Raw genomic sequence first — 14,887 nt, 5'->3', positions numbered from 1 at the left:
GGACCACGCCCTTTCCCGCAAAGGAGACACAAACACGCCCGCCATCGCAGCCGCGCTGCAATTTACGTATAGTAAAACGAATTACGTATAGTGAAATTAACGTATACCCTGGAAACTCGCCGCGAAATCCGCGGCGGCCTGTGCCGACAAGCGTTCGGCCGATAACGTTATGAGCATTTTGTTCAAGTGCGCGCGGCGCGGACTGCTACCATCAATGGATGCGGCAACCGAGTCGCGTTGCCGAGCGCCGAGTGCGCACCTATCGCCATCCATTCGCCTACATGATTCCGCCGACCATCCCCAACCTGATTGCACGCGCCGCCGATCACCCATTTCTCGGTGAACATCTGGTGATGGGGACCGGCGTGCATAGCGATGTCGCGCTGGCGCAGTTCGACGGCTTCGAGCTCGCCAGTGCCTATGAGCCGATCTTCGATATCAGCGTGCATGCGTTGGCGCAGTCGTTGTCGTCGGGCGCCGAGGGCGTGGATCGTTTCGGCGATGAGCTCGGGTTCCAGGCCGTCACGCAGCGCCTCGACGGCGCGCCCTTCGATGCCTTCGATCCCTTCGACCGTATTGCAGACGATCAGGAACTAGTCGCCCTCGACCGCATGTCACGCGCGCTGCACGCCATCAATTTCTTCGGCGCGCAACGGCACGGCTTGCTATTTCTGCGCGTGCACGAGCGCCTGCTCAAGAGCGTCAAGTACGACCATGGACGGCATTTTTCGAGCGTGCTGCTGTCGTTCGGACTGAACCCGTCGCGTGTGGTAATCGAGTTGCCGGCGTCCGCGGTCGCACATAAGACATTCCTCGGCTATCTGACCACGAGCTATCAGCGCTATGGCTTCAAGGTGGCGGGAAATCTTTCGAACGCGGGGCAGATTCTGTCGGTGTCAGAAACCGCGCGGCTCGACTTCATCAAGATGGATGCGGCGGTCGCATTGCGCGACGCGATGGTGAAGCCGCTGGTCGGCTATGCGAGCCGGCTGCGGGTTCCGCTGATCTTCAATCGGGTGATGGATGAGCCGCAGTTCCTCGCGCTGCAGCAGTACGACGTGCGCTTCGTGCAAGGGCCGTTATTCACGGCCCATTATCACGATCGGGCGGTGTGAGTATTTCTTGTGCTGACGCTGCGCGGCGCAGCGCGGCCCGGTGCTTCAGCCGGTATCGCCTAATCGCCGCGCCAATGCCTTCAGCCGCGGCGCGACGCTTTCCCGGAACACCTCCTCTCCCATCGAAGACGCCGGCCCGCTGCAACTGAGCACCAGCCAGCGGCCTTCGCGCGGCTCGCGAAACGGCACCGCGACCGCGTTCACGTCGTCATGCCAGGCGCGGAACGAATAGCAGCAGCGCTCCTGGGCGAAGGCTTCGATTTCCTTTTCGGCATCGGCCAGCAACGCAGCGCCCTCTTTGCCCGCTAATTTCTTGAGCTCGACCAGCAAGGCGGCGCGCACGTCCAATGGCTGCACCGCCAGATACGCGCGCCCCATCGAACTGGTCAGCATCGACAGTTTCGAGCCCGAGGCGAGTCCAAGCGTCAGCGCGGTTTCACTGCGGATCGTCTCGAGATAAATCATGTCGAGGCCGTCACGGCATCCAAGCGACACCGCCGCGCCCACTTCGCGCGCGAAAGTGCGCATGTGCGGACGCGCGAGTTCGAGCGTATCGGTGCCCGAGAGCAGCGCGAAACCGAGCGAGAGCACGCCGGCGTCCAGCGCATATTTGCCAAGTGTTTCGTCGAGCCGCAGATAGCCGAGCACGGTCAGCGTGTAGGCCAGACGGTTGACGGTCGCCTTCGGCAAGCCCGTGCGTTCGACGAAATCGCGATTGCCGAGCATGGTTTCGCCCGGCTTGAACGCGCGCAGCAAATCCAGCCCGCGAGCAAGGGCGACGACAAATTTGCGCTCGTCGAGCGGTTCGGAGAGAGTGGATATGGGCGTCATGTGGTGATACACTCGGGCGTGGTTTGCAAAACATTGTTTCGCATAGCGGAACTTAAGTCAAGCTCGAACACGTTTAACGAACACGTTCAAGTCAAGCAGGAAATCAGGAGATACGTCATGGCAGAGGCCGCGCAGTTTCACTGGGAAGACCCGTTGCTGCTGGATCAGCAGCTCACCGAAGACGAACGCATGGTGCGCGACGCCGCCGCCGCGTACTCGCAGGACAAGCTGCAGCCCCGCGTGCTCGAAGCGTTCCGTCACGAGAAGACCGACATCGAGATCTTCCGCGAGATGGGCGAACTCGGCCTGCTCGGCCCGACGATTCCCGAGCAATACGGCGGCCCTGGTTTGAACTACGTGGCGTATGGTCTGATCGCGCGTGAAGTGGAGCGCGTCGATTCCGGCTACCGGTCGATGATGTCGGTGCAGTCGTCGCTCGTTATGGTCCCGATCTACGAATTCGGCTCGGAAGCGCAAAAGCAGAAGTACCTGCCGAAGCTCGCCACCGGCGAATGGATAGGCTGCTTCGGCCTGACCGAACCGAACCACGGCTCCGATCCCGGCAGCATGATTACGCGGGCGAAGAAGGTGGACGGCGGCTATTTGCTGTCGGGCGCGAAGATGTGGATCACCAATTCGCCGATCGCCGACGTGTTCGTTGTGTGGGCCAAGCTCGAAGAGGACGGCAAGGATTCGATCCGCGGCTTCATTCTCGAGAAGGGGTGGAAGGGGCTGTCGGCGCCGACCATCCATAGCAAGGTGGGTCTGCGTGCGTCGATCACCGGCGAGATCGTGCTCGACGACGTGTTCGTGCCGGAGGAAAACCGCTTCCCCGAAGTCAGTGGCTTGCGCGGCCCGTTCACCTGCCTGAATTCGGCGCGCTACGGTATTGCCTGGGGCGCGCTCGGCGCGGCGGAAGCGTGCTGGCACACGGCGCGTCAGTACGTGCTGGATCGCAAACAGTTCGGCCGGCCGCTTGCCGCCAACCAGTTGATCCAGAAAAAACTCGCCGACATGCAAACCGAAATCACGCTCGGCCTGCAAGGCGTGCTGCGTCTCGGCCGCATGAAAGATGAAGGCACGGCTGCCGTCGAAATTACGTCGATCATGAAACGCAATTCGTGCGGCAAGGCGCTGGACATCGCACGGCTCGCGCGCGACATGCTCGGCGGCAACGGGATCTCGGACGAGTTCGGCATCGCGCGTCATCTGGTCAATCTGGAAGTCGTGAACACCTATGAAGGTACGCACGACATTCACGCGCTGATTCTCGGGCGCGCGCAGACGGGGATTCAGGCGTTTTTCTGATGCATTAAGCTGAGTGCTTCGATGGCGGCGTTTCGTGCTGGCCGCTGAACGGAAGATCGAACAGTAGAAAAGGAAAGGCCGGTTCTTTTGAACCGGCCTTTTTTCGTTGCGCCGCCGCGTTACAGCTAGCGGTGCGTTTCGTGACGCGTCAGCCGCTTACTTGTTCGGCTGCGGTGTCAGACGCAGATACGGGCGCAGGGCCTTGTAGCCCTTCGGGAATTTCTGCTTGATGACTTCTTCGTCTTTCAACGACGGCACGATCACCACATCGTCGCCCTGCTTCCAGTTGCCAGGCGTTGCGACTGAGTGGCTGTCGGTGAGTTGCAGCGAGTCGATCACGCGCAGCACTTCGTCGAAGTTGCGCCCGGTGCTGGCCGGGTAGGTAATGGTCAAACGCACTTTCTTTTTCGGATCGATCACGAACAGCGATCGGACCGTGAAGGTCTCACTGGCGTTCGGGTGGATCATGTCGTAAAGCTCAGCAACCTTGCGATCGCCGTCGGCGAGAATCGGGAAGCCGACACTGGCGGCTTGCGTCTCGTTGATGTCCTTGATCCATTCCTTGTGCGACTCGGCGCTGTCGACCGACAATGCAATCGTCTTCACATTGCGCTTCTCGAATTCGTCGGCCAGCTTCGCCGTCAGACCCAGTTCGGTCGTGCAAACCGGCGTGAAGTCAGCGGGGTGCGAAAACAGCACACCCCAACTGTCGCCCAGCCAGTCGTGGAACTTGATGCGGCCGACACTCGACTCCTGCTCGAAATCCGGTGCGATATCGCCAAGACGTAGACTCATATTGCAGCTCCTTGATTGTATTCGGACATTCCGCGCGAGCATTCGCTCGCGACGCGCAGCAAAAATACAGCATACGGGAGTGACAGTGAACAACTAACCAACATCGCGTCACTACTTTATGCGTTTTTGTAATTTTCACCGATTTAGTGGAAACTTTGCGGGACAGATCAACTCCATCTTATGCAAACTTCGCAACCCTGTGCCGCACAGGGTGGAGTTTTTAAGGTCTTGCTTCAACCAGGAACGGTTCGTGCGATTGTTCATGAATCGAGCGCTGCGCTCGCCAGCAGCCGTTTCTTTGGTTACGATTCACGCGTGGCGTGAGACGAAGGGGAGCTGTCAATGTCGGAAGTCAACAAGGAGAGATTGATGTCGGATATCAAAACCGTCCTCGCGGACGCTGAAGATTTGCTGAAACAGGCCGCGAGCGCAACTGGCGAGCGCGCTTCGGAACTGCGTGAAACGGCGCTTACGCGCCTGAAGCAGGCTAAGGAAAAGGCGGCTGACGTGCAGGTCGTGGTGGTCGAGAAAGGCAAGAAGGCCGCACGCGCCACCGACGACTACGTGCATGAGCATCCGTGGGCATCCATCGGCATCGCCGCGGGCGCCGGCGTATTGCTCGGGCTGTTGATCAACCGCAAGTAACACTGGTGAGGCTGCCGGGGCGAATCCGCCTCCGGCACATCAGCGAATCGAGTTGACCGGCGCACGTTTGGCCGGTCCGCTTCTTTTGGCGCGCTCGTTTTCACGCGCCGGTTAAGCATTCACGCGCAACGCCCAGAGCCATGACGATCGAAACACAATCGCAGCACGGCGAACATAGTCCGTTGCGCCGTATCATCGGATCCGTGTTTGCTATTTTGCAGACACGGCTTGAACTGGTCGGCATCGAACTCGCCGAAGAAAAAGACCGTCTGCTCGGCGTGCTGTTCCTCGGCCTCGCGGCCATGATGCTCGCGACGATGGCCTTGATCGCATTGACGGCGCTGATCGCCATCGCATTCTGGGACACCTACCGGTGGCAAGCGCTCGCCGGCATCACGGTGGTTTATGCCGTCGCAGGAATAGCCTGTGCACTAAAAGCGCGCAGTGGTTTGCGCAATGCTCCCATGGTGTTCGAAGCCACGCTTGCCGAGTTCGAAAAAGACCGCGACGTGTTCCGCAAACCGTGACGCAGCAGGCATAACAATGGGCTCATGGGCGGATGTCAACTGCCCTGCGCCTTCGAAGAGACTTCGCCAATACCTCGAGCGATTTGCAGCACAGTTTTACTGCCCCACCTCCACTGCCGCCGACACGCCATGAGCCAAACCCATTCCGATACCGCATTCCGCAACAAACGCCACCAGGTCAGAGATCTGAGTGCGCCGCACCTGCGAGCGCTACGCAAGGAACTGCTGCTGGTACGCGCGGATGTCGAGCGCATGGAACTCGCTCAGGCAACCATCGAATTGCGGCAGGCAGTCACGCATTTCAGCTGGCTCAAATTCATTCTGCCGGGCTTCGGCGGCATGCGCGTGGGCCGCGGATCGAAGGCGGGCTTCCTCAACGCGGGGAGCATAGGCGCGCTTCTCAAACAGTATCCGCTAGTCAGTTCGATCGCTTCGCTGGTGTTGGCGAAGCCGCTGCGCGCGACCATTGCAGCAGGTGCAAAACCCGCACTCAAATGGGGCAGCCTTGCACTTGCCGGCTGGGAAGCGTATCGAATCTGGAAGCAGATAAAGAGTGATTCCGCCGCGTCTGCCGATGACAAGAAAGAGACGGTTGATAGCGGGTACTGAAGCGCGGGGATAGTCGACCGGTTCCTGCGTGGGGCTTGCAGCAGTAGCGTGTCGCTTGGCCCTGCGGTTCGCAGGCACTAGAACGCCTCGACTCGCCAACCCTCGTTCTGCAGTAAGGGTCCCTAGCTTGTATTCCAGCACTCGCCGCTTGCCGGTGCTGTGCCGTTTGTTCCACTTCTATTGCCTCGCAGCCCTGTCGCATCCAGCGTGAAGGTGCCGCAGGCGTCGTCTCGCATAGGGCCGGCTTCGGCCGGCACGGCCTCTACCGAATAACCACCGTTTGCATCGTCTGCCGGCAGCACTTGCAACCGGTAGATCGGTGTGCCGAACTGGGGAGCCTGATCCAGGCCCATCGGCAATGTCGCGGGGCCGTCGCTTGCCGATCCCTCGACGAATTGCGCCGCGCGATAAAGGGCTGACGCAGCGTCGACCCGATGTGCTCGCGCGACATGGCTCCGATACGAGGGCACGGCAAACGCAAGCAGCGTGGCGGCTATTGCCAGCGCGATCATCAGTTCCAGTAGCGTGAATGCGGATGTGTGCGGTCTCGCCATAAACCTCCCGTCAAAATGGGTGTGCGGCAACGCGACGCCAATGGCGCTCGATCTGCTCGCCTGTGATCACGAGCTCCATCTGCAACCACACCTGCGACTCTCCGGTCCGGCCGAAGCCACGCGAAGTCAGCAAATAAGCTCGGGCATCGGTGCGAGTGCCCAGACGCCACGCTTCGATCAAACATTGCGGCGCTCGCAGCGATCCGGGCCATTGTGCGACGGGCGTGACGGCGCCGGCTTCAAAGGCGGCTTCGTGCGTCCATTGCATCGGCTCGCCGGGTGGAAGCGACGCCACCGGTTGCGGCTCGAAAGCTGCCGCGGCGACGACGCTCCGGGCGCATAAGGTCAGCGCCGAGTCCGCGGCATGAAATGCCTGCAAATAGTCGCGCACGTTGCTGGCGCCGCGCGCCGCTGCAAGCGATGTCTCAAACCAGGCCGCGGAGGTGGTCAACATCATCGCGGAAATCAGCAAAACGATCGGCAGGACAGTGCCGCTATTGAGAACGCGTGAGCGACGACCCGTGCAGGTAAGACGCGTCAAATGTTGCGACGACGCGCGGCGGTGCGTTGGATTGCAAAGTCTTTCCGTCACAGGAGATCCTCCGCGTGATTACGTATCGCCACCCGCCGCCAGAAAGCCTGCCGCGCCCGCATGTCGGCGCCAAGCACGCTCGCACCTTCGCAATCTACATAGCGCATACGCCGTCCTTGCGGCGCTCCCCGGACGAGCACGCAGAGATCGACCGCGACGATCTTTGCCCATTGACTGTCCGTCACCGCCGATGCATCTACTGCGGCCAGCCCACCGGCCAGCCAGTACCTGAATCGCACTCGCTCGACGCCTTCGACCAAGGGTTGCGCGGACCCTGCCTTTCCGTTGCCTTCGCAGTAAAGCTCCGGCTCACCTGTCGACGCGCTGACTCTCGCGAAGTATCGGTTGACCACCAATACGCCCTGGTCGCCGAGTGCCGCGTTGTTGTTCGTTACAGCCTGGCCGAGACAGTCGGTCGTTTGGCCGGTCGCTGACGGCCACGTCGAAACGGCGTCCCCGACATAACGGACCACGATGCCATCCGAGCGACCCGGCAACGCCTCGCAGGCGACGCTGTCGTCCGCGCCGGTCGGGCGACCGCCAGAACAACCGAACAACGGCGGTGGACTATTGAACCTCACGACGTCCGCGGGCACGAAGCCGGCCATTTGAATTTGCTGGCCCATCAGCGTAAGCGCGCTCAGGCCGGCTTCGCGGATCCGCATCGCATCGCCCGCGCGCTCGAACACGTTACGCTGCGTTGTATAAAGCGCGACCGCGCCGGCGGTCACCACCAACCCCAACGCAATTGCGATCACGAACTCGACGAGCGTATGCCCACGCGCGGTAGCCATACGTCGTGTCATTTTGCGAACGCCAGCACAACGCATGAGGAGCCCGCTGGAACATCCACCCCACCGCACGACTCGGGCTTGTCGATGACATCGCCGGCGCGTGGCGTGTCACGCAGGGTCGCCCACGTAACGCGTGCGGCAGATACACCGCCACTCTCGCCTACCGAAGCCTCACCATGCGGCAACAAGACCGTTGCACGCGCGCTCCATTGCCTGATCGCAGAATCGCCTGCCGAAGGCTCGCGCATTGCTTCGACAACGGAATCGGCTATCCATGCTGCGTGCTCGCGCATTGCCATCGCACGGGCTTCGCGCGCAGTCCACAATTGACCGGCGATCAACCCGAGCGCTGTCACTGCCATCAAGGCAACGGCCAGCATCACTTCGATCAGCGAACTACCCCTATGCCTCGTTGAGCGCGTTGCTGCGCGGTTGCGCACCCGTAAGTTGGACGGATATCGGCTCACGACGCCGCTCCACACGCGCCCTCGACAATCCGCGCGCGCCCGCCCGCCGCGATGCGGATGCAGCGCCGCCACTTGTCGCCTTGCGTCGCGTTCGACGGCACGCGCGGCGCGATCTCAAAGCTGCGAAAGGTGCCGATCAGCTGCCCCGCCGGTGGCGTAAATGTGAGATTTATCTGCGTCCCGGTGATGCTGACTGCTGCGAGCAAAGGGTGCGCGCGCAGCAGTGAGAGCGTGCCACCGCGTTCGGCCAATACGGCCCAGCCACACGACCAGTCCGTGACGCCGTTGCCACAAGCTTGCCCTGCGGCAAGACAACGCCGTGCCGCGTCGATCCGGCATACGGTGACGCGAGCACCGCGGCGCAATGCCTCGCTGCGCGCATAGGCGAGCGTTGAGGCAAGCGCTTTCGCACGTGCGTCAACCTGGTCCCGCAGGTGCCATGCAACGAACGACGGTGTCGCCATCACCGCGACTATCGCCAGCAGCGCGACAACAGCCAGTGTTTCGACAAGCGTAAAGCCGCGGCGCGGCCGCAAACAGACTGCATCCCATTTCATCTGCATCCCTGATCGTTTCAAAGCACGCAGCCAATCTAGCGATTCGCAAGCGGGTCAACAATCGGCCGAATGGCCAGGTGGCACTCAGACGCTATCCCGCGCAAAAATGCACGCGTGACGAACCATAACGGGAGCGGAGATGCAGATGCGCGAACCTACGCAGCGGAAAACAGAACCTGGCGCGCAACTTCAGGCGCGACAGAAATCAGCGCTTGCGGGACGGCTTGGGAGGAGAGGAGGCGCGGCGAAATTCCTCGATCACGTCCTCGAATTCGGAGACGTCTTCGAAGCGCCGGTAGACAGAGGCGAAACGAACATAGGCAATCGTGTCGAGCGCACGCAACTCGTTCATCACGAGTTCGCCGAGGCGCTCGCTGCGCACCTCGCGCTCGCCGCTGCCGAGCAGTTGATACTCGATGCGGGCGACTGCCGCATCGATCGCGTCCGCTGCCACTGGCCGCTTACGCAGCGCCAGTTGCATGCTTGCGACGATCTTGCGGCGATCGAATTCCGTGCGGCTGCCGTCCTTCTTGACGACCGACGGCAACGCCAGCTCAACCCGCTCATACGTCGTGAAACGTTTGTCGCAGGCCGGGCAGCGGCGGCGCCGGCGAATCGTCGCGCCGTCTTCGGATACGCGGGAATCCACAACTTGCGTATCGGCGTGACGGCAGAAGGGGCAGTGCATGGCGGCTTAGCGGTAAACCGGGAAGCGCTGGGTCAGCTCGGCGACTTGCGCGCGCACACGTTCGATCGTGGCTGCGTCTTCCGGGTTGTCCAGCACGTCGGCGATCAGGTTACCTACCTGCTCCGCTTCCTTCACGCCAAAGCCACGCGTGGTCATGGCCGGCGAGCCGAGACGCACACCGCTCGTAACGAACGGCTTTTCCGGGTCGTTCGGAATCGCGTTCTTGTTGACCGTGATGTGTGCCGCGCCGAGCGCCGCTTCCGCTGCTTTGCCGGTGATTTTCTTCGCGCGCAGGTCGACCAGCATCACATGGCTTTCAGTGCGACCGGAGACGATGCGCAGCCCGCGCTTGACCAGCGTTTCCGCCAGCACGCGCGCGTTCTCGACGACCTGTTGCTGATACGCCTTGAACTCCGGCGACAGCGCTTCCTTGAACGCGACGGCCTTACCGGCGATCACGTGCATCAGCGGACCACCTTGAATGCCCGGGAAAATTGCCGAATTGATCTGCTTTTCGAACTCGGCCTTCATCAGGATCACGCCGCCGCGCGGGCCGCGCAGGCTCTTGTGCGTGGTGGTGGTGACGAAATCAGCGTGCGGCACCGGGTTCGGGTAGACGCCAGCGGCGACGAGGCCGGCATAGTGCGCCATGTCGACCATGAAATACGCGCCGACCGACTTGGCGATCTTCGACATCCGTTCAAAGTCGATGCGCAGCGAAAACGCCGACGCGCCGGCCACGATCAGCTTCGGCTTGTGTTCCTGAGCCAGTTTCTCAGCAGCGTCGTAGTCGATGTCTTCGGCTTCGTTGAGGCCATAGCTCACCACGTTGAACCACTTGCCCGACATGTTGACCGGCGAACCATGCGTGAGGTGACCGCCGTGCGCGAGGCTCATGCCCATGATCGTGTCACCCGGCTTGAGCATGGCGAAGAACACGCCCTGGTTCGCCTGCGAACCGGAGTTCGGCTGCACGTTGGCGGCGTCGGCGCCGAACAGTTGCTTAACGCGGTCGATCGCCAGCTGCTCGGCGACGTCCACGAACTCGCAACCGCCGTAGTAACGCTTGCCCGGATACCCTTCGGCGTACTTGTTGGTGAGTTGCGAGCCTTGCGCAGCCATCACGGCCGGACTCGTGTAGTTTTCCGACGCGATCAGTTCGATGTGCTCTTCCTGACGGCGGTTTTCCTGCTCGATGACCTTCCAGAGTTCAGGATCGACGTTGGCGATGGTGCTTTGGGCTCTATCAAACATACGGATTCCGTTGAGTGTGTGCAGGTTGACCGGATCGTGCGCCGAATCTTGCGTAGAGGGTACGCAGCGCTGCTGGCGGCTGGGCCAGCCCTGACGTGGCGGATGGAGAGTCGCCGCACACGCGAGGCAGGACAGCCACCGTCAGCGCAGATCAATGCGCGCGGATCACGGCTGCCCAGGCGAACGGCAAAACGGCTCCCTGCGCTTCACGGTGGGTTGCTCCACCTTGAACCCGATTGCTCGAATCGGTTCTATCGCCAGTCACGCAGGGATGAGCGCGTTAGTTTATTGGAAGAGGATCGAATAGGCAACCGGCTTCCTGCCGGGCCCGCGGATGCTCGCGAAGCCGGTCCTGGCGCCGCTGCGAGCGGCGCACAAACGTCTGATGAAAGCGCGCCCGGAAGCCGCTCCGCGTCATTGCCGCAGCCACTCGTGCGACTGGTTCATCCTTGCCGCAGCGCCGCATTGGAAGTAGGCTTGGGGCCTTTCTCTCCTACCAACCAGGGAACTGCAATGATCGTGTTCGTCACCGGAGCGTCCGCAGGATTTGGCGCCGCTATCGCTCGTGCTTTTGTCAAGGGCGGCCATCGTGTCGTCGCCACCGCGCGCCGCAAGGACCGCCTGCAGGCACTCGCCGACGAACTCGGCGATGCCCTTCTGCCGTATGAACTCGACGTGCGCGACCGCGCCGCCGTCGAGGCCGTGCCGGCCTCGCTGCCCGCCGATTTCGCCGCACTCGACGTGCTCGTCAATAACGCCGGCCTCGCGCTCGGCATCGAACCGGCGCAAAGAGCGAGTCTGGACGAGTGGAACACCATGATCGAGACCAACTGCACAGGCCTCGTGCAGGTCACGCATGCGCTCCTGCCCGGCATGGTGGAGCGCAACCGCGGGCACATTTTCAATCTGGGCTCGGCGGCCGGCAGTTGGCCTTACGCGGGCGGCAACGTGTACGGCGCAACCAAGGCGTTCGTGCGCCAGTTCAGCCTGAATCTGCGGGCCGATCTGGCCGGCACGGCACTGCGCGTGACGGACATCGAGCCGGGCCTGTGCGGCGGCACCGAGTTCTCGAACGTGCGTTTCCGCGGCAACGACGAAAAAGCGGCCAAGATGTACGAGAACGTACAACCGCTGACACCCGAAGATATCGCCGACTCGATCTACTGGATCGCCACGCGTCCCGCTCACGTCAACATCAACACGATCGAGCTGATGCCGGTGGCCCAATCCTTCTCCGCTTTGTCCGTTCATCGCGGCTGAAATCCCGGCTGAGGCCCGCCAGACGGGGCGCACATCTTGAAACAGACCTCGGGGTGTGCGTTCCGGTAAAATGCGCCGCATGAATATGTCGACCAGCCAGCCCGGCACGGAAATCGGCTTCACGTGGCCAATCCGCGTGTACTACGAAGATACCGACGCCGGCGGCATCGTGTTTTACGCGAATTATCTGAAGTTTTTCGAACGTGCGCGCACCGAATGGCTACGCGCGTGCGGCGTCGACCAGAACCGTCTCGCCGGCGAATCGGGCGCAATTTTCATCGTGCGCAGCACCGCAGTCGACTATCGGGCACCGGCCCGGCTCGACGATGTCGTCAAAGTGGTGAGCCGAATCGAACGTCTTGGCCGCGCGTCGGTCGATTTTGCGCAGGAAGCGTGGCGGGACGGCACGCTGCTTGCTACCGGTTCCATCCGGGTCGGCTGCGTCGAGCGCATTGCGCTGCGGCCGGTCGCGATTCCTCCGCCGGTTCTCGCGGCTTTGCGGCGTGGGCCGGGCGTGAACGACGGTGGCATGTCAACGGACAACGACTGAACCCCGTTGTTACGGGGCCAGTGAACTCGTATCGATCAAGCAACACAAAGCATGGTTCGGCTTGCAATATCGCCGATGCTTCCGTTTTGCTCACGGCAAGCTTCGAGTGACCTTGCAGCCGGACGCCCCCTTCCGGGACGTTAAAACGAACCTTTATGAACACTACACAAGATCTGTCGATCGTTTCTCTCGTACTCAATGCGAGCCTGCTGGCGCAGGCCGTCATGGCGCTGCTGCTTCTGCTGTCGCTGTTGTCGTGGACTTTCATCTTCCGCAAGTGGTTTGCGATCCGCCGGGCGCGCGCGCAAACTGAACGCTTCGAACGCGATTTCTGGTCGGGCGGCGACCTGCAGGCGCTCTATCAGAGCGCCGCGAACAACCGCCACACGATCGGCGCACTGGAGCGGATTTTCGAGTCCGGCATGCGCGAATTCCTGAAGGGCAAGGAAAAGCGCTTGAACGATTCGGGCGCGATTCTCGATGGCGCACGCCGCGCCATGCGCGCCGCGTTCCAGCGTGAAATGGACGTGCTCGAGGCAAATCTGGCATTTCTCGCGTCGGTCGGTTCGGTCAGCCCGTATATCGGTCTGTTCGGCACGGTGTGGGGGATCATGAATGCGTTCCGCGGCCTCGCCAACGTCCAGCAGGCTACGCTTGCGAACGTAGCTCCAGGCATTGCCGAAGCGCTGACCGCTACCGCAATCGGCCTGTTCGCGGCGATTCCGGCCGTGGTCGCCTACAACCGCTACGCACACGACATCGACCGTCTGGCGATCCGCTTCGAGACCTTCATCGAAGAGTTCTCGAACATTTTGCAGCGTCAGGCACAGTAAGGAGTCCACGATGGCAGGCTCTTCCTCCAGCATGCGCGGCTCCCGTCAGCGCCGCGCGATGGCCGACATCAATGTCGTGCCGTACATCGACGTGATGCTCGTGCTACTCGTGATCTTCATGGTGACCGCGCCGCTCGTCGCCCCGTCGATCGTCAATCTGCCGACCGTCGGCGGCTCCGCGCCTCAGCAGCAGACCCCGCCGGTGATCGTCAATATTCGCGCGGACGGCAATATGAGCGTCAAATACAAGGACGACGCGGGCGCGCAGCAGCAGGAAGACATGACCAAGGCCGATCTGCACGGCTTTATCGCGGACCGCGCGCAGTCGCACCCTGACCAGCCTGTCGTGATCGCCGCCGACAAGACCGTGAAGTACGAAGTCGTGATGAACGTGATGTCCGAGTTGAAGGCTCAGGGTGTCAAGCGCGTTGGATTGCTCGTCAAATCACAATGATCCGCAAGAATTCCGAATACCCGCTTCAGCCGCCGCGTGAACGCGGCACCTGGCGAGCCTTTGTGTTCGCCCTGGTGATGCACGCGCTGCTCGGTTTCTTCCTGTATCACGGCATTCAATGGCAGAACAGCACGCCTGAAGGCGCGGAAGCAGAACTGTGGACCGAGGTGCCGGATTCGGCTATTCCGCGCCCGCCCCCACCGCCACCCGTTCCTGTCGCCCCTGCCCCGCCGCTGCCGGATGAACAGGCCGACATCGCGCTGCAGGAAAAGAAACGCCAGCAGCAGGAAGCGGCCCGTCAGGCGCAACTGGCCGAGCAACTGCGTCAGCAGAAGCTGCAAGCCCAGCAGGAAGCCGAGGCGAAGCGCCAGCAGCAACTGGCAGCCGATCAGGCTGCGCAAAAAGCCGCGGCGGCCAAGCAGAAACAGTTGCAACAACAGCAACAGCAGCAGGCCGACAAGCTGAAACAGCAGCAATTGGCCGATCAGCAAAAGCAGCAGCAGGAACAGCAGAAACAGGCCGACGCAGAGGCGCAGAAGAAGGCTGATGCGCAGAAAGCGGCGAAGGCCAAGGCTCAGGCCGATGCAGCGGCACAAGCCAAGAAGCTTGACGCGGAACGTCGTGCGCGGCTGGCCCAGATGCAAGGTTCGGCGGGCGCTCCTGGCTCGACCGGCAATGGACTTGCGAAGAGCGGCACGGGTAGCGGCTCGGGTGGCACGGCGACATCGCCGGGTTACGCGGACAAGGTGCGCCGTGTGGTGCGTCCGAACATCTCGTGGGGTGGCGAAACGGAAGGTCTGGAGACAGTCATCTCCGTGCGCTGCTCGCCGACAGGCACGCTGTTGGACGCGCAGATCGCGCACAGCAGCGGTAACTCGGCGTGGGACGATGCGGCACTGCGGGCCGTCCAGCGTTCCAATCCGATGCCTCAGGACATCGACGGGAAGACGCCGACCAGCTTCAAGATTACGTTGCGCCCAGCAGGTTGATTGCAACAGTTTGACAGTCAGTTGACAGCAGACGCCGCGCCCCGCCCAGCGCGGCGCGCCCGGGA

Annotated in this window: 19 protein-coding genes and 1 riboswitch; of the genes, 10 read left to right on the top strand and 9 right to left on the bottom strand. The window is 62.0% G+C overall.

From position 1 onward, the window contains the following. Window positions 1-281: 281 nt before the first annotated feature. Window positions 282-1,115 carry an EAL domain-containing protein gene (locus KHO30_RS28190; RefSeq protein ID WP_093644739.1) on the top strand — a complete coding sequence of 278 codons (834 nt, stop codon included), beginning with the start codon at window positions 282-284 and terminating at the stop codon, window positions 1,113-1,115. Window positions 1,116-1,160: 45 nt separating this feature from the next. Here KHO30_RS28190 and KHO30_RS28185 read toward each other — a convergent pair whose 3' ends face one another. Then, window positions 1,161-1,946: an IclR family transcriptional regulator gene (locus KHO30_RS28185; RefSeq protein ID WP_093644697.1), complete on the bottom strand. Its 786-nt coding sequence runs from the start codon at window positions 1,944-1,946 to the stop codon at window positions 1,161-1,163. 117 nt (window positions 1,947-2,063) lie between these two features. On the opposite strand from KHO30_RS28185, the gene KHO30_RS28180 reads away from it, so the two are divergent. After that, window positions 2,064-3,254, top strand: a complete 1,191-nt coding sequence (locus KHO30_RS28180; RefSeq protein WP_093644695.1) for an acyl-CoA dehydrogenase — start codon at window positions 2,064-2,066, stop codon at window positions 3,252-3,254. A 156-nt stretch (window positions 3,255-3,410) separates the two neighbouring features. Here the strand turns inward: KHO30_RS28180 and KHO30_RS28175 are convergent, their stop codons facing one another. Beyond that, window positions 3,411-4,049: a peroxiredoxin gene (locus KHO30_RS28175; RefSeq protein ID WP_211702960.1), complete on the bottom strand. Its 639-nt coding sequence runs from the start codon at window positions 4,047-4,049 to the stop codon at window positions 3,411-3,413. 342 nt (window positions 4,050-4,391) lie between these two features. Here KHO30_RS28175 and KHO30_RS28170 point away from each other — a divergent pair, with 342 nt between their 5' ends. The 3 genes from KHO30_RS28170 to KHO30_RS28160 all read left to right on the top strand — a co-directional run bounded on the left by KHO30_RS28170 (window position 4,392) and on the right by KHO30_RS28160 (window position 5,830). Then, complete coding sequence (locus KHO30_RS28170) at window positions 4,392-4,694, top strand: ElaB/YgaM/YqjD family protein (RefSeq protein WP_028198798.1); 303 nt, start codon at window positions 4,392-4,394, stop codon at window positions 4,692-4,694. A 140-nt stretch (window positions 4,695-4,834) separates the two neighbouring features. After that, window positions 4,835-5,221 (top strand): phage holin family protein, encoded by a 387-nt coding sequence (locus KHO30_RS28165; protein ID WP_211702959.1) that lies wholly within the window; start codon window positions 4,835-4,837, stop codon window positions 5,219-5,221. 129 nt (window positions 5,222-5,350) lie between these two features. Beyond that, window positions 5,351-5,830, top strand: a complete 480-nt coding sequence (locus KHO30_RS28160; RefSeq protein WP_093644689.1) for a DUF3318 domain-containing protein — start codon at window positions 5,351-5,353, stop codon at window positions 5,828-5,830. Between the two features lie 122 nt (window positions 5,831-5,952). Here KHO30_RS28160 and KHO30_RS28155 read toward each other — a convergent pair whose 3' ends face one another. The 7 genes from KHO30_RS28155 to glyA form a co-directional block, all read right to left on the bottom strand. After that, entirely contained in the window at window positions 5,953-6,384 is a 432-nt protein-coding gene (locus tag KHO30_RS28155; RefSeq protein WP_200619324.1) for a type IV pilin protein, read from the bottom strand. A 10-nt stretch (window positions 6,385-6,394) separates the two neighbouring features. Next, window positions 6,395-6,976 (bottom strand): pilus assembly PilX family protein, encoded by a 582-nt coding sequence (locus KHO30_RS28150; RefSeq protein WP_408312473.1) that lies wholly within the window; start codon window positions 6,974-6,976, stop codon window positions 6,395-6,397. Further along, window positions 6,973-7,782 (bottom strand): PilW family protein, encoded by an 810-nt coding sequence (locus tag KHO30_RS28145; RefSeq protein WP_211702957.1) that lies wholly within the window; start codon window positions 7,780-7,782, stop codon window positions 6,973-6,975. The genes KHO30_RS28150 and KHO30_RS28145 overlap by 4 nt, the downstream gene beginning before the upstream one ends. Then, window positions 7,779-8,210: a type IV pilus modification PilV family protein gene (locus tag KHO30_RS28140; RefSeq protein ID WP_093644735.1), complete on the bottom strand. Its 432-nt coding sequence runs from the start codon at window positions 8,208-8,210 to the stop codon at window positions 7,779-7,781. The genes KHO30_RS28145 and KHO30_RS28140 overlap by 4 nt, the downstream gene beginning before the upstream one ends. A 23-nt stretch (window positions 8,211-8,233) precedes the next feature. Beyond that, on the bottom strand, window positions 8,234-8,800 hold the full coding sequence (locus tag KHO30_RS28135) for a GspH/FimT family pseudopilin (RefSeq protein WP_425312919.1): 567 nt from the start codon (window positions 8,798-8,800) through the stop codon (window positions 8,234-8,236). A 199-nt stretch (window positions 8,801-8,999) separates the two neighbouring features. Further along, complete coding sequence (nrdR, locus tag KHO30_RS28130) at window positions 9,000-9,482, bottom strand: transcriptional regulator NrdR (protein WP_027799387.1); 483 nt, start codon at window positions 9,480-9,482, stop codon at window positions 9,000-9,002. 6 nt (window positions 9,483-9,488) lie between these two features. Continuing rightward, the gene (glyA, locus tag KHO30_RS28125) at window positions 9,489-10,736 is read right to left on the bottom strand and encodes a serine hydroxymethyltransferase (RefSeq protein WP_093644683.1); all 1,248 of its coding nucleotides are present in this window, start codon (window positions 10,734-10,736) and stop codon (window positions 9,489-9,491) included. Between the two features lie 166 nt (window positions 10,737-10,902). After that, window positions 10,903-11,011, bottom strand: a riboswitch (ZMP/ZTP riboswitch). Window positions 11,012-11,249: 238 nt separating this feature from the next. Between glyA and ydfG the strand changes: the two genes are divergently transcribed. The 5 genes from ydfG to tolA all read left to right on the top strand — a co-directional run bounded on the left by ydfG (window position 11,250) and on the right by tolA (window position 14,822). Next, window positions 11,250-11,996 carry a bifunctional NADP-dependent 3-hydroxy acid dehydrogenase/3-hydroxypropionate dehydrogenase YdfG gene (gene ydfG / locus KHO30_RS28120; RefSeq protein WP_093644681.1) on the top strand — a complete coding sequence of 249 codons (747 nt, stop codon included), beginning with the start codon at window positions 11,250-11,252 and terminating at the stop codon, window positions 11,994-11,996. Window positions 11,997-12,066: 70 nt separating this feature from the next. Next, window positions 12,067-12,546, top strand: coding sequence for a tol-pal system-associated acyl-CoA thioesterase (gene ybgC, locus KHO30_RS28115; RefSeq protein ID WP_093644679.1), 480 nt, complete (start codon window positions 12,067-12,069; stop codon window positions 12,544-12,546). 155 nt (window positions 12,547-12,701) lie between these two features. After that, window positions 12,702-13,379, top strand: a complete 678-nt coding sequence (gene tolQ / locus KHO30_RS28110) for a protein TolQ (protein WP_012431821.1) — start codon at window positions 12,702-12,704, stop codon at window positions 13,377-13,379. A gap of 10 nt (window positions 13,380-13,389) precedes the next feature. Beyond that, on the top strand, window positions 13,390-13,833 hold the full coding sequence (gene tolR / locus KHO30_RS28105; RefSeq protein ID WP_093644677.1) for a protein TolR: 444 nt from the start codon (window positions 13,390-13,392) through the stop codon (window positions 13,831-13,833). Further along, window positions 13,830-14,822: a cell envelope integrity protein TolA gene (gene tolA / locus KHO30_RS28100; RefSeq protein ID WP_093644675.1), complete on the top strand. Its 993-nt coding sequence runs from the start codon at window positions 13,830-13,832 to the stop codon at window positions 14,820-14,822. The genes tolR and tolA overlap by 4 nt, the downstream gene beginning before the upstream one ends. The last annotated feature ends 65 nt before the right edge of the window (window positions 14,823-14,887 follow it).

Source organism: Paraburkholderia aspalathi, from assembly GCF_905220735.1.
Classification (GTDB): Bacteria; Pseudomonadota; Gammaproteobacteria; order Burkholderiales; family Burkholderiaceae; genus Paraburkholderia; species Paraburkholderia aspalathi.
This window is presented reverse-complemented; position numbering and strand designations above follow the sequence as displayed.

Excerpts from the sequence above, each read along its gene's own strand:
- ydfG (WP_093644681.1), top strand. The coding sequence starts at position 11,250 with ATGATCGTGTTCGTCACCGGAGCGTCCGCAGGATTTGGCGCCGCTATC.
- KHO30_RS28155 (WP_200619324.1), bottom strand. The coding sequence starts at position 6,384 with ATGGCGAGACCGCACACATCCGCATTCACGCTACTGGAACTGATGATC.
- KHO30_RS28175 (WP_211702960.1), bottom strand. The coding sequence starts at position 4,049 with ATGAGTCTACGTCTTGGCGATATCGCACCGGATTTCGAGCAGGAGTCG.
- KHO30_RS28160 (WP_093644689.1), top strand. The coding sequence starts at position 5,351 with ATGAGCCAAACCCATTCCGATACCGCATTCCGCAACAAACGCCACCAG.
- tolA (WP_093644675.1), top strand. The coding sequence starts at position 13,830 with ATGATCCGCAAGAATTCCGAATACCCGCTTCAGCCGCCGCGTGAACGC.
- nrdR (WP_027799387.1), bottom strand. The coding sequence starts at position 9,482 with ATGCACTGCCCCTTCTGCCGTCACGCCGATACGCAAGTTGTGGATTCC.
- KHO30_RS28190 (WP_093644739.1), top strand. The coding sequence starts at position 282 with ATGATTCCGCCGACCATCCCCAACCTGATTGCACGCGCCGCCGATCAC.
- ybgC (WP_093644679.1), top strand. The coding sequence starts at position 12,067 with ATGCGCCGCATGAATATGTCGACCAGCCAGCCCGGCACGGAAATCGGC.
- KHO30_RS28165 (WP_211702959.1), top strand. The coding sequence starts at position 4,835 with ATGACGATCGAAACACAATCGCAGCACGGCGAACATAGTCCGTTGCGC.
- tolR (WP_093644677.1), top strand. The coding sequence starts at position 13,390 with ATGGCAGGCTCTTCCTCCAGCATGCGCGGCTCCCGTCAGCGCCGCGCG.
- tolQ (WP_012431821.1), top strand. The coding sequence starts at position 12,702 with ATGAACACTACACAAGATCTGTCGATCGTTTCTCTCGTACTCAATGCG.
- KHO30_RS28145 (WP_211702957.1), bottom strand. The coding sequence starts at position 7,782 with ATGACACGACGTATGGCTACCGCGCGTGGGCATACGCTCGTCGAGTTC.
- KHO30_RS28185 (WP_093644697.1), bottom strand. The coding sequence starts at position 1,946 with ATGACGCCCATATCCACTCTCTCCGAACCGCTCGACGAGCGCAAATTT.
- KHO30_RS28135 (WP_425312919.1), bottom strand. The coding sequence starts at position 8,800 with ATGCAGATGAAATGGGATGCAGTCTGTTTGCGGCCGCGCCGCGGCTTT.
- KHO30_RS28170 (WP_028198798.1), top strand. The coding sequence starts at position 4,392 with ATGTCGGAAGTCAACAAGGAGAGATTGATGTCGGATATCAAAACCGTC.
- glyA (WP_093644683.1), bottom strand. The coding sequence starts at position 10,736 with ATGTTTGATAGAGCCCAAAGCACCATCGCCAACGTCGATCCTGAACTC.
- KHO30_RS28180 (WP_093644695.1), top strand. The coding sequence starts at position 2,064 with ATGGCAGAGGCCGCGCAGTTTCACTGGGAAGACCCGTTGCTGCTGGAT.